The 12,936-nt window shown below is 43.2% G+C and carries 11 protein-coding genes and 2 pseudogenes; 8 read left to right on the forward strand and 5 right to left on the reverse strand.

The annotated features are described in order from the left end of the window. Nucleotides 1-173: 173 nt before the first annotated feature. Nucleotides 174-338: a hypothetical protein gene (locus tag MiSe_RS09700; protein ID WP_226578115.1), complete on the forward strand. Its 165-nt coding sequence runs from the start codon at nucleotides 174-176 to the stop codon at nucleotides 336-338. A 274-nt stretch (nucleotides 339-612) separates the two neighbouring features. Here the strand turns inward: MiSe_RS09700 and MiSe_RS09705 are convergent. The 3 genes and pseudogenes from MiSe_RS09705 to MiSe_RS09715 all read right to left on the reverse strand — a co-directional run. Next, nucleotides 613-1,740: pseudogene (locus MiSe_RS09705) on the reverse strand (RNA-guided endonuclease InsQ/TnpB family protein); the annotation flags it as partial. Nucleotides 1,741-1,965: 225 nt separating this feature from the next. Beyond that, nucleotides 1,966-2,184: a hypothetical protein gene (locus MiSe_RS51985; RefSeq protein WP_307731297.1), complete on the reverse strand. Its 219-nt coding sequence runs from the start codon at nucleotides 2,182-2,184 to the stop codon at nucleotides 1,966-1,968. A 247-nt stretch (nucleotides 2,185-2,431) separates the two neighbouring features. Then, a complete protein-coding gene (locus MiSe_RS09715; protein ID WP_226578121.1) occupies nucleotides 2,432-2,908 on the reverse strand; it encodes a helix-turn-helix domain-containing protein in 477 nt (158 codons plus the stop codon). A 635-nt stretch (nucleotides 2,909-3,543) separates the two neighbouring features. Here MiSe_RS09715 and MiSe_RS09720 point away from each other — a divergent pair. From MiSe_RS09720 to MiSe_RS09730, 3 genes are all read left to right on the forward strand, one after another. Continuing rightward, on the forward strand, nucleotides 3,544-4,125 hold the full coding sequence (locus MiSe_RS09720; protein ID WP_226578123.1) for a hypothetical protein: 582 nt from the start codon (nucleotides 3,544-3,546) through the stop codon (nucleotides 4,123-4,125). A 138-nt stretch (nucleotides 4,126-4,263) separates the two neighbouring features. Continuing rightward, nucleotides 4,264-5,280, forward strand: coding sequence for a substrate-binding domain-containing protein (locus tag MiSe_RS09725; RefSeq protein ID WP_226578126.1), 1,017 nt, complete (start codon nucleotides 4,264-4,266; stop codon nucleotides 5,278-5,280). A gap of 77 nt (nucleotides 5,281-5,357) precedes the next feature. Continuing rightward, nucleotides 5,358-7,094, forward strand: a complete 1,737-nt coding sequence (locus tag MiSe_RS09730) for an iron uptake porin (RefSeq protein ID WP_226578128.1) — start codon at nucleotides 5,358-5,360, stop codon at nucleotides 7,092-7,094. 21 nt (nucleotides 7,095-7,115) lie between these two features. Here the strand turns inward: MiSe_RS09730 and MiSe_RS53730 are convergent. Beyond that, nucleotides 7,116-7,232: pseudogene (locus tag MiSe_RS53730) on the reverse strand (glycine betaine ABC transporter substrate-binding protein); the annotation flags it as partial. A 333-nt stretch (nucleotides 7,233-7,565) separates the two neighbouring features. Here MiSe_RS53730 and MiSe_RS09740 point away from each other — a divergent pair. The 3 genes from MiSe_RS09740 to MiSe_RS09750 all read left to right on the forward strand — a co-directional run bounded on the left by MiSe_RS09740 (nucleotide 7,566) and on the right by MiSe_RS09750 (nucleotide 9,985). Continuing rightward, nucleotides 7,566-7,808, forward strand: a complete 243-nt coding sequence (locus MiSe_RS09740; protein ID WP_226578131.1) for a hypothetical protein — start codon at nucleotides 7,566-7,568, stop codon at nucleotides 7,806-7,808. A 249-nt stretch (nucleotides 7,809-8,057) separates the two neighbouring features. Then, the gene (gene nblB / locus MiSe_RS09745) at nucleotides 8,058-8,726 is read left to right on the forward strand and encodes a phycobilisome degradation protein NblB (RefSeq protein WP_226578134.1); all 669 of its coding nucleotides are present in this window, start codon (nucleotides 8,058-8,060) and stop codon (nucleotides 8,724-8,726) included. Between the two features lie 536 nt (nucleotides 8,727-9,262). Further along, nucleotides 9,263-9,985 carry a PEP-CTERM sorting domain-containing protein gene (locus MiSe_RS09750; RefSeq protein ID WP_226578138.1) on the forward strand — a complete coding sequence of 241 codons (723 nt, stop codon included), beginning with the start codon at nucleotides 9,263-9,265 and terminating at the stop codon, nucleotides 9,983-9,985. A gap of 772 nt (nucleotides 9,986-10,757) precedes the next feature. Here the strand turns inward: MiSe_RS09750 and MiSe_RS09755 are convergent. Beyond that, entirely contained in the window at nucleotides 10,758-10,931 is a 174-nt protein-coding gene (locus MiSe_RS09755) for a hypothetical protein (RefSeq protein ID WP_226578141.1), read from the reverse strand. A gap of 1,152 nt (nucleotides 10,932-12,083) precedes the next feature. Here MiSe_RS09755 and MiSe_RS09760 point away from each other — a divergent pair. Next, entirely contained in the window at nucleotides 12,084-12,671 is a 588-nt protein-coding gene (locus tag MiSe_RS09760) for a PEP-CTERM sorting domain-containing protein (RefSeq protein WP_226578143.1), read from the forward strand. Nucleotides 12,672-12,936 lie beyond the last annotated feature (265 nt).

Raw genomic sequence — 12,936 nt, forward strand, 5'->3', positions numbered from 1 at the left:
GAGTTAAGTATACGTTTGACCAATTTACCACTAAAGTAGCATCTGATTGTATCTATAGCGTTCCCGAACCCTCTCCACTGTTTGGCATCGGTGCCTTGGCAACAATCGGCTTGGCAGCTACCTTCAGTCGCACTTTTGTGCAGTCCAAAACCAAACAGCAAGTTAGGCTTTAGATGAACCCAAATCACTTCTGGCGCATGTTTGAAAATGAATGGTTTACCCCCAAGTATCGCCTCAAGAAACTGTTGGGTGCAGGAGCATTTGGGGCTGTGTTTCTGGCGGATGAGGTAATTAGCGATCGCATCCTTCAAGAAATTGCGATCGCCATATTATATTAGGCTTCTTGCTTGACAGGCGGTTCAAAAACAATCGCTCTCGCTGCTTTTGGCACAAACCGACGCAAGACTCTCAGATATCCGCATCTTGGCGATTGCGGAAACGGGCAAGCACGTGCGTTTTCAAATTGGGTAAAATTTGCACCAGTATCCAAGGACGATGTATGTTCACATCGCCGACAAGGTTTATCATAGGGATATTCTGCCTTTCTAAACCTGTGTAAACGTGTCGATTACTTGGTTTGACCCAAGTACACCGCTTGCCTGATAGCAGTTTGTGTGGCTCTAGCCGAGCAAGATACCGCAGTAGTATATTCCGGGCAGAGTTCTGATCTCTGTCCATGACTAGACTGCACTCTGGGCAAAAATATGTTCTTTGATGTAAAGGCATATCTTGAGAATGTCCGCATCTGTAACAAGTCTTGCTAGTATTTCTTTCACTAAGAACTTGCAGTTTTTTACCAGCTAAAAAGCACTTGTACTTGAGCTGCACAAACTGATACAAGCCCCAATCATTAAACACTGCCCTGTTCAACCATTTATTTTCCGACTGCATTGCCATCTGTCGCACAGACTTTTCGCCAATTACTACAGCACTTTCAGCCAGTTTGTAGGCAATTAAGCTTGAGGCTTTATGCAATGAGTCAAGTTGTTTATTTCGACGTTTTTCGGAAACCCGTTGGTAAATCTTACTCAGGTAAAGATAGCGTCGGGAACCTTTGTTGCACTTGTCGCGTTTGGAACGAATCTTGTCTAACTGCTTGTTAAACCACCCATTTCCTTTAAATCCTCCTATTTGATAATTTCTGCCTTGTTCGTTGACGCCGACAGCCAATGTTTTTACGCCTAAATCAAAAGCAACTGTGCCTCCTTGATCTAATGAGGAGCAGCTAGTTTCATAGACAAAAGAGCAATAGTAATTGCCTCGACTGTCGCGGGACACTGCAACTTCCTTGAATTTTTCTGGTGGTTGTTCTGTCAGGAAAGCTTGGATATTGGGAAAGAGTTTATTTTTTCCTTTTCCCCCTGTAGGTAAAATTATGTGGTTGTTTTCCACCTTCAAATAACTTGCGGGATAGCAGAGAGTGAAAAAAGCGTGGCGAGGTCTAAATCTAGGAAATCCTGGTGTTTCACCAATTTTGACTCGTTGGTAAAATGCTTGCATCGCTTTGTCTATCCTAAAATAGACTTCTGCTAATAGCTTGCCATAAACTTGATTGAGTTCCCGGTCGTGTTGCTTGCTATCCTGCAAGCTTTTCTTGGCTTCATAGAGTTTCCACCTTAGCCCGTGACGTAACTTGCCAATCCACCATTTATACAAGCCTCTGCACTTAGCCTGCATAAACTCTAAGGCTTTTTGGTCAGATTAACTTATTTGCAGCCGGATCTTTTGACAAAGCAGCATTTTTGCTCACCTTCTTGTCTGCTCTTAGGCTCTAAAGTCTAGCACTAAAAATGCTCTGATTCAATTGAGAGCATTTCCCTGGTCTGTATGTCTCTAGAATGGAGACATCTTAACACATTTAGATATTTTAATGACAACTATCTAACGGATCCTTATTTTTGGGGAGCCAGAAGTCAGCAGGAAGCCGAGGAAACTTGATGCTGGCTTCTGACATTTTTTAGTTGTTTAACGGCTCGATAGTGAGGCGTATCGTTGCTGCCAAAAGGCTTCGAGGCGAGCAAGTGCCTCATCGTTATATCTTTGCGCTTCATGCAAAATCGACTGCCAAAGGGCGTCAAGGGCGCTCAAGTTGGGACAGTAACGAATCAGAGTGCGACTTGCGGCAATCCATTGTTCCAATTGGCGATAACTGACAAAGTAACCGCCGATGCCTTCGATATGCACCCAGAGGACGTTGTGCCATTTTTCCCAGTTGAGGATGCGCTCTTGGGGAATTTTCAGGTGTTTGGCGATTTGCCCCAGGGTGATAGGTTCTGGGATTAATGCTGTGGCGTAAGGGTTTCGGGGCTTTGGGTTTACCTCTGCAATTGTTCATGCTTGACTATTGCCAGAAAACTTTGTTGGGTTTTTTAGCAATTTATACGAATTAATCTTATTATGTCAAGATGTGAAGACAGAAATTTTAGTTTCCTTATTCCTGATAGAACTCTACTTGTTCTCCAACTATGGTCAGATATTTGGACATAGCACGACTTGGTGTGTGGATACCTTTTTCCCACTCGCTAACAGTTGCCTGACGCACGCCGAGTCTTTCGGCAAACTCTGCCTGTGTCAGACCCATATGGCGACGCAGTGCCTTGATTAGTTCACTATTCCATAATTCGGTGTCACCAAGACGCTGAACTTTAACTTTACTAGGAGGTTGGCGAAATGTAACGCGCTGCTGCTCAAAATCAACATCTTCAACGCGATATCCGGCTTCCATCCAAGCGGAAGCTTGCCATGCGCCTTTGCGGCGATTGCTCCACCAGGCGCGTTGGCTGCGTGCCGAATCGGGTAAGCTGTCGTTCATTAGTGCCTCTATTTCCGCAAAGGTGAGGATGACTTCCGGCTGATTGTTGTCGCGCAGAAACTCCAGGAGTGGCTGGTACTTGCTGCCCTCCTTCATGCTGTATTGTCCTTTTGTGAGCGTGCTATTCCAGGATGCCAGAAATCTGCAATCCATGAGGGCTGGCTGGGAGTCAAAATATGGTTTGTTGGCTTATATTCCTGACGAACATCCGATTCTTAGCAAAGAATCTTATAGCAAGCTCTTGCATTAGCAATAGCATTGTGAGATAATTCGATGCCAGTTTCATGTTTGGTTGTTATGTAAATGATCAGCTAGTCACACCTCAACTGGTGACCCACGAACAATGGGTTGGTAATACCAATGCAAAATTAAGAGGTATCAGATTTTTGTTTGTAGTGAGGACTAAAGTCCTCTCTGCGAGACGATTTATTATGCCGATATTGCATTATTTGAAATGGTTCAAATAAATACTCCTAGGACACAGTGAAAAAATTATTTGATTTATGTTTTGAGGTAAAATTTAACTTAAAGCTCGCGATTACCTGCACAATAGTTAAACAAATATTTGATTGGCTGTTGCCCTTAGATTTTCAAGATATTCATCACACTTGTTTCAAGGGAAAGTATGGTAGTAATGGATTTTGGGACAGGGGATTCAACAAACTGAATACTCCTAGAAAGAAGCGGGGAATTATGTTCCGAGTGAGTCTGATTGAGTCTCATCTAAATAAATGGCTGCAAAAAAACACAAACCAACTAAAAAACTCATGATGTTTTCCAGAAATAATTGGCAGAAAATACTGATCGTTACAGGAATGGCTGTTTGTACATCCGCCATTTATCCCTGTTATACTCAGGCTGAATCTGTCAGAGAAAAAGGAGATTTATTAATAGCCCAAATTCTAGGGGGAATAGTACGAAAAATCCCCATGGAAGAAGTACCACTTCCAGCAATGTCTTCAGCAAAAACAGTGACAAATGCTGAATTTAACCTAGCCCGAATTGAACTGAAGTCAGATGGTTCGTTAATATACATACTCAGAGGGAAAAACCAACAAGGCTTTGAAGTTGAAGTACAAGTTACTCCCAGTGGCACTATTACTCAAGTTGACGAGCAAATAGATCCGAGTGCAGTTCCTGAAATTGCTGTAAAAGCTTTCAAACGATGGGCACCAAATGACCAACTTATCAGCACTTGGCGGAGTACCCGTCTGGGTGAGTTTTTCTATCAGTTTGTGATTCAGGATTTTTGGTTAGAAATTGCTGCTGATGGTAATAAAGTCATCATTTACCGCAAAAAAATTCGGATTTAGTAAAACAAAAGCCCTCAGAATAGAATTCTGGGGCTACACAAACCAAGTCCGCCTACGCGGACTAATGAAAAATCAAGAGTTTTGCTTGTGTAGCCGCGATTTCTAATCGCTATCAAACCTTACCTAATAAAGATAGTCATGAAGACATTTACAATCGGTAACTGGCAGAGAATTTTAACTGCCGCCGTAACTACAACAACAATTACTTTCACCACCAATCCTGCTGCGGGATTACTTAGGGGAGCTGGTGATTCTTTTGCCGAACCTCTTTATCAGCGTTATAGCAGAGAATACGAACAGCAAACAGGTGAAAAGTTTAAATACACCATTGTTGGTAGTGGTGGCGGCATTCGGTTATTTACTAATAAGTCTGTAGACTTTGCAGGTACTAGCTTAATTCCTACTCCTATTGAGCAAAATCAGATGGAAGATGGTTTGCTAATGGTGCCGACAGGGGGAAGTGCCTTAGCTGTTGTTTATAACCTGCAAAATGCTACAAACGAGGTGAAAATATCTCGTGATAAACTGGCAAAAATATTTAGCGGTCAAATTAGCAATTGGCAACAGGTTGATCCCAGATTTCCTAGTCAAAAAATCCAAGTCGTAGTTTGTTCTGGCAATTGCGCTAGTAGCTTTATTCTGACTAAATACTTAAATAAAATAACGGGGGGAAAAATACCAGCCAGTAGAAACCCTGATTGGGGATTTAAGGTATATAATTCCTTTGCCGAAGATGGTGGAATAGCAGGAGAAGTACGACGAGTTGATGGTGCTATTGGCTATGTCCAAAGAAACTTTGCTGTGGCGAACAATCTTTCTATTGCCAGTATTGAAAATCAAAAGGGTCGTTACGTTAAACCAACTTTAGAAGAAACCAAGAAAGCCCTAGCAAAGGTCAAGTTTAATGATGATTTCACCACTGAAGATATCAAAGATCCAGAAGATGGTTATCCCTTGGTGAGTTTAACTTGGCTGCTAATTTATAAACAGTATCTCAACCCAGATACCATGAAAGCAACTCAAAAATTGTTGACCTGGATTTTAACGAAGGGTCAAACATTTAATGAGGAGTTAGAATACACAAGAATTCCCGAAGATGTCACCCAAAAAGCAATTGAAGCTGTAAATAATGAATTGAGAATTCGACCTTATTAAAACTCTGCTATTTGGCAAGTGTTAGGCAGAATATTAAAAGCAGTTGTAGGTGTGAGGATTAATCAGTCAAAACAATCATGAAAAACTTGAATGTATCATTTTCTCTTACCTCAGTGATACTGAGTTGTAATTTACTAATTTTATCTCCAGTCCTAGCCCAAGCAGTAAACTCAAATCCTATTGAGTCAGAATCTTTAAGTAATTTAAATGTAATTCCTACACGCTTAGTTTCCCAACTATCCTCTAGGAATGAATTACCTTTAGTAACTTCTGATTTAGAATCTGAAGTTCAAGAAAATATTGTTCAGCAAATCGAAAGACTAGATAGCAATCAGCCTCCCGAACTTGAGGAAATCACCAATGTCGATCAGTTGGAAGATGTTACTCCTGACCATTGGGCCTATCAAGCGCTGCGTAGCTTAGTAGAAAAATACCGCTGCATTAGTGGTTCGGGTGACGGAAATTTCAATGGAAATAGGGCTATGACCCGTTATGAATTTGCTGCGGCATTCAATAATTGCCTGCTCAAGATTAGACGTTCAATTGACAGCTTAAACAATCTATTGCCTCAGCAAGAAGAATTGGAAACACTCGAAAGATTGCAAGCAGAATTTGCTACAGAAATCCAAAAAATAACTAACAGAATAGGCAACGTAGAACAGCGAGTAACTTATCTACAAGAGCGTCAGTTTAGCACTACTACAGTTTTACGGGGTGTGGGAATTTTTAATTTAAATAGTGCTTTTGGTGATCAGAAAGCAGTTGGTCCTGGGAGTCACTCCAGGAGGGAAGAATTGGATGTAAATGCTACTCTATCAGGAGCAACGATACTGACCTTGGATACCAGTTTTACAGGTAAAGATAGATTGCGAACCCAGATGTTAGCAGGGAATATTACGGGTTCTGGCAGAAGTCTCACTGGTACAGATATGACTCGTTTTACAGGTGCAGTCAACACTGGCAATGATATATTCTTAGGAACGGTATTTTATGAATTTCCCATAGGGAATCGCGGCAGAGTAGCGATCGCTCCTATTGCGGACTTTCCCACGCGCATTTTTCCCGCGCTTAATCCTGTCAGATCAATATCCAATTTTGGTGCAGAAAGTCCTATATACGGCTTTGCTTTTGGCAGTGGTACAATAGTTTACTATAATTTCACCGACCAAATAGCCGCAGGTATCAGTTATTTAAGCAGTTCTGGTAGCAATACTAAGGAGGGACTGTTTGGTGGTCAATATACTGTCTTGACTCAATTAACCTATAATCCTTCGGACAAAGTCGGGATTGCTTTTACCTATGGTCACTACTATGCCCCCGAACCGGGTTCAGGTATTAATGTAACTGGGGGTAAGGGCAGCATATTCGCTCAATTACCTTTTGGTGCAAGTACAGCGACTTCCTCCAATGCTTTTGGCTTACAATTTACTTACAAACTCACCGATAAATTTATATTAGGCGGTTGGGCTAGCTACTTTAACGCTAAAGCTGAAGCTAATGTTAGTGGTTTAAATGGCTCCCAGGGTTCTAATGCAGATATCTGGAGTTGGGCAATTACCGCATCCTTAGCAGATTTGGGCAAATTAGGCAGTCAATTAAGTTTTGTCTTTGGTATGCCTCCCAAAGTGACAAGTAATGATATTGTGGCTCGGGAAGATCGGGATACTTCTTTACATATTGAGTTATCTTATCGCTACCCAATTACTGAGAAAATTTTTATAACTCCGGGATTTTTCGTAATTACAAACCCAGAACATAACGCAGCGAACCCTCCTATTTGCATTGGATTGATCCAAACTACGTTTATATTTTAATTCAGACCAATATTCAAATAGTTTAGACTTCAGCCACTCACGGGCAACTTCTTCAACGGGACGAGATTGATTATCTACTTGATAATTCATCTTTGGCATTTCTGCATTTGAAATTAACCCAGCCAATTGATTGATAGCTTCACTTTCCCTAGCATAATCCCAAGGATATCTAGGAAATTCGCCTCTTTTAACGCCGGTTTTTATAATAACGCAAGTGGCTAGTCATAAACTTCGGGGTTGCTAATTGCTGGCTAATTGCTAATAGAGGATTTTTACCAATCTCGCCAGCCATTAGCCATTAGCCACTCTTCGAGAGATAACTAGCAACTTGAGTTAATAGATATTTTAAAGGCCAATTATCTTTTAACACTTGGATTTGGCTGAAAAAGTCCTTCAACTTGCTCCCAAATAAATACACCAGGTGCTATAAAATTGGATCCAGAATCTTGGTAAGTACCAGGAACTCACATCTTGCACCAGGAAAAGTGGATCGGGACTTACGCGCAAGTTCCCGGTTTCTACGAAAAATCGTTGGTTTGGGAACCAGAGATATGCCTCCCTTCCGCACTCGCGTTCGACGGTCGAAACCGGGTTTCTTTTCTCGTCGTGCGTAAGTCCTGGCTAAGAAACAGTTTGGTCAGGACTTACGCGCAAGTTCCCGGTTTCTACGGAAACCGGGTTTCTGGTCTGGTCGTGCGTAAGTCCTGTTGGTGATGCTTTCCCCGATGCGTACGCGCAATTCGACCCCGATGGTTACCGCTGTTCGGGCCACGAGGGAAAGTTTTCCCCATGCAATTCCCCCCAGTGGAGATGATGACTAGGCTCAAAAGCTCTCGCTGTCTACGATTGAGGAAAAATTGCCCGCGCGCTGCGCTGAAATTTTGGCGTAAATCATTATAGTGAAAATTACTGACTAAGCGGCTGGCTCTTCACCCATGACCCATTACCAATCACCGATTACCAATGACCATTACTCCTGAGTCTGTTAGAGAATTGCTTTCTTCGACCAATCTGGGCGATCGCATACGCGGCGTGAACCACTTGCGACAGCTAGAACGGGCGATCGCTTTTGAGTTGGTGCAAACCGCCATTAAAGACAGCAACCCTCGCATCCGATATGCCGCTGTTAGCCAATTGGATAGTTTAGGGGAGCAGGATTTGCCCACTGCTTATACTATATTGCGCGATCGCTTGCTCAACGACCCCGAAACCGACGTGCAAGCAGCAGCAGCAGACTGTTTGGGCGCACTCAAATTAACCGACGCCTTTGAAGACTTGCGCCGAATTTATCAAAACACCTCCGAATGGCTACTTCAGCTCAGTATTATTGCCGCCTTGGGAGTATTCGGCGATCCGCGATGCTTTGACCTACTCCAAGAAGCACTCAACTCCAGCACCGACATCGTGAAAACTGCGGCGATCGGTTCCTTGGGAGAACTGGGAGATTTACGGGCAATTCCCCTTTTAGTACCATACGCCACAGATCCAGATTGGCAGATCCGCCATAGGGTCGCCCAAGCACTCGGTCATCTGGGAGGAGAAGAAGCTCGCAATACCTTAGAAACTCTAGCTACTGACGAAGTAGAGCTAGTCGCAAAAGAAGCCCAAACCTATTTGCAATCAAAGCCATAGGGCATCGAGCAGGTAGGCAAAACAAGTGTGGGTGGGCAGGTGGGATTATAACACAGATGTCTCGCAAAATTATCTTTTCTAAGGGAAAAGCAATTTTTATCCACTTCCACCAGCTCACCCCTCTAGGAAAAAATTGTATCCTTAGTAACATTTAGGCAGAAGCATAAAATTAAAATTTAGTCAAGTAACTGGCTGACGATAAACTGACGTATAAGTGCTTGTTTACACGAACTTTACTTTAAACAACAAATGTCCCCCCTAATTTAAAGAATCGGTAAAAATAAGCAATTTTGCCTCTTAGTAACTTCCGCTGCACCAGTGTTGTTCATATAATGAAATTGTTAGAAGATACACGCAGGCACCGAGAGATACACGCAAAACCAGGGTCTATTAAATCGTTCGCTGCATCTACACTCAGATCTGTTCGGGTTAAAAAACCTTGTTCATATCGCTCAAACAGGGGAATAAAAATCTCAAACGGCTGCAAACGTATCGAGATCGATAATTAATTTGCCTACATTCCAAGGGGGAATCCAATGAATTTCAAACAAGCTTCGGCTTTTATCGGCTTACTGGCTACCAGCACGATTGCTCTTTCCACCGCTCCTGCTCAAGCCTTTAATTTCGCCAGCGGTAACCTTTCTGGCTGTGCGACCGGAGGCACAAGCTGCACCACCAACGACGGTTTCACCATCACAGCTACTGGCGGTACCCTGGAATCCAAAACAGTAAACGGCGTTACGGGTGTGGGTGTAGGTAACCAGACCGTTGTTGCCGAGATTAACGCCGGAGAGTCTATCGACTTACTTCTGCCTGGGGGTAGTGGTATCCTAGCATCCCTCGATCTCGGTTTCATGTATCAGCCGGGAGTATTCTCGGATCAGGTGTTGGAGAAGGCTATCGTTACCACTAACACCGGCTTGATGGGCTACCTCACAGTCCAGAACGATACCAAAGCCCTGTGGGAAGTCGCAGGTTTAGGTATCAGTCAAACCCTGACAGCTCTGTCGTCTTCTACTCAATCTGGCGGTGGCTTGTACAGTATCTTAAATCCTTTCGGCAATAATGTCGTCAGCAGCGTGAGGCTAGAGCCATCCGTCTATAACAGTGTTGCTACAGACTACAGAAACAGCGACTTCAGCTTAATGGGCGCCCAAGCCGAACGAGCAGTTCCCGAACCTACCACCCTTGCAGGTCTAGGTATCGTAGCTGGATTGTTGGCTGCTTCTCGCCGTCGCAAAGCTAACGCAGCTTCCTAATTGCTAAGTTTCAAGCTGTCATCTCCCTGAATCTTGGGGTTAAAAGTCTGACTTGACTTTTAACCCTATTTTTTTAGCGATATTTATTATGAGCTGTTTGCAATCAAACAGCCCTTTTTACTATGGGAATGGCGCTCGCTTCAGGGGGAGACGAAGTCGCTTTCCTAGGTTGCTGTATCTCAAACCTCCTTGATAAAAAAACTTTTTATTGCGAATAGAACAAAGCATTTTCTCTACCCATGACTGGCATTGATAAAAAGCTATTAGCCAGTTTTCACCATATATACCTATCCAAAAGTTGCTATGTCAACTTCCTTGTTATACCTGGATATTGAAGACGGCAAACATATTGCTGCTGCCCCTGTAACTTGGTTATTTTTCCTTGTAACCAGGCTGAAGTCATTGTCAAATTCTATCAGGTGATGCTTTGTCACCTGACAAGTTATAGCCTCCAGTGAGAGCAGTCTTTGAACATTGCCTCTATCCCATAACGTTGGCTTTTGCTCTCAATAGCACTTTTCAAATCCGGGAGTTTAGTGAGCAGATACCAAGGTTCATCTGATGGTTTACCTTTATACTTCCTTTTCCAGTAAGCCGCTAAATTGAACCGATTAAAACCTTTCTTTTGAGTCATGCTAACATGAGAGTAGAATAGACGAATACCTGGTTGAATGGGGATGGTACTTAGAGGGTGAAACCGCTGTCTTTTTTCTGGAAAATTCGTCGGGCCTTTTTGTCGGAGGGCAAAGCTAAGACGTTTCCTGTGCAACCACTACGCCAGTTCTATACTGTGAAATTCTCTATCCCCAATGATGACTAATTTATATTTTTGTAACACCAGAATGACTGGAGGTAATATTTGTTTTTGCTCTGCTAAGTTACAGGCGCCTTGTTTGTCTAACAAAGTCCTTTCATATCGGTCAAGCTCTTTTTTGATAAATTGCACTCACGAGCCAGACATTATTCTGTTGACATTGGGTTCTATCCCAGGCGATAATCAGTTGACTTCCGGCTTGGATTTGGCGAGAGAGAAATTCTCTAATAATGGGAAACTAGAGTGCAAGTATACTTAATGAATTGAGAGATAAAAACCAATGGAAGTGACGAAGGCGGCGATTTTATAAAATCGGTAACGGCAGCGTTGCTGCTAATCTTTCTATTTTTACTTGCTGGCTGAGATTGTCATAACCACACCAGCATCTTCAAGGTAATTAACTGGGCAATATCAGATATCTTTCCAGGAACTTCTGATAGAATGAGGGCAACATTATAAATGTGGTCTTGTGTATTAACGAGACCTTTCCTTTTGATCGCAACTGAGTACTCTTTTATATTTTCAGAGTATTTTGTCAATCAGCCCAGATTTTTAAGCTGGGGGCTGAACCGCCAAATCCTTTGGTTGTAATGGTTTGGGGGCGCTTGTTGCCCCCTGAAGGCGATCGCTGTTGTCCCTGTCCGCGCCCGAACGCATAACTAGATACGCAGGCGCCAAAGTGCGTCTTTACACTTCCTCTCCCTCTCCCACTTCCCTATTTTTGTAGGCGGCGCAACAGTTATAACACCTATTATTACTAACTAAGTTATTTAAAGATACCGTGAAGAGTCCGTGAATTTACATCCTGAGATCTACCGAGTCCCAAATTGGGTTTCTATAATCGAGACGTAAGTACATCACGCAAGGTCTGAGATACCCAAGTGCAAATCAGAGACTATCAGCTCAACACTATGCATCTACCCTCAGAAGATTTGTTTGAACTAAAACACCTTTCTCAAGTTCAATCCAGTTGGAGGGATGGGCGAAAAAACCAAACTCTCAGACTATTGCTAATGCATGCCAATTAATCCATGTTTGGCTCGGGTATAAAGAGGAAAAATGATGAATTTCAACAAAGTTTCGGCCTACTTGAGCGTAATCGCTGGTGGCGTTCTTGCTCTATCAACTGCTCCAGCTCAAGCTTTTAACTTTACTACCGGCTCTAGTTTAGGAAGTTGCTCTGGTCTGGCGGGTCCTTTTTATTCGGGTCCTTCTAATCAACAGATCAGTAATTTCACTAGTGGTAGCTGTACAACAGCTGACGGTTTCACACTGTCAGCGAATGTGGGTTCATTACAGGGCAAGATCGTCAACGGTGTCACGGGTGTGGGTATAACCAGCGGTCCCAATGACCCCGTTGTCGGCGAGCTCAATACTGGCGAGGAATTAAACTTGATGCTGCCCAAAACGGGTGTCCTCCAATCCCTGGGACTCTCCTTCATGTATCGACCTGGAGTGTTCTCAGATCGAGTCTATGAGGTAGCCGCCGCTGTTTCTAACACTAACCTGACGGGAAGTCTCAGGATTACCAGCCCTACGACTGCTCTGTGGAACGTGCCTGGTTTAGGGATATTGAATCAAATCGTCAATGCCGTGAGTGGGTCTAATCCAGATGGCGGCGGTTGGTACGAGATCGCCAATCCTTTTGGCAACTCCTCCCTGAGCAGCCTGGGATTAAAACCACTCCCTGGTTCTACTGCTGATAATGCCTACAATCCAACTGACGAATGGCTCAATTCTTTCCAGAATAGTGACTTCTCCCTGGTGAGTGCAGAACTAAAATCTTCATCCGTTCCCGAACCAGGTACGCTTGCAGGTTTAGCCTTGGTGGGTGGTTTATTGGCAGCCTCTCGCCGTCGTAAAACTAGATAGATTTACATCCCTTGCCAGCTTGTTTAATTGTCATCTCCCTGCAACTTGGGGCTAAAAGGTAAGACTTTTAGCCCCTTTTTTTTGCTTTAGGACTTATATCATGTCCGGTAGCAACGGTTGTGTAACTGCTAATAGCTAATCGCTAATGGCTAATGTCAGGAAAAATACTATATTAGCAATTAGCAATTAGCAATTAGCCATCCATACACTACCGATCTCTCGCGGACATGATATTACACCAAAGTTTCTTGCTGCGATCTCTAGT

It is taken from the genome of Microseira wollei NIES-4236 (genome assembly GCF_020521235.1).
Classification (GTDB): domain Bacteria; phylum Cyanobacteriota; class Cyanobacteriia; order Cyanobacteriales; family Aerosakkonemataceae; genus Microseira; species Microseira wollei.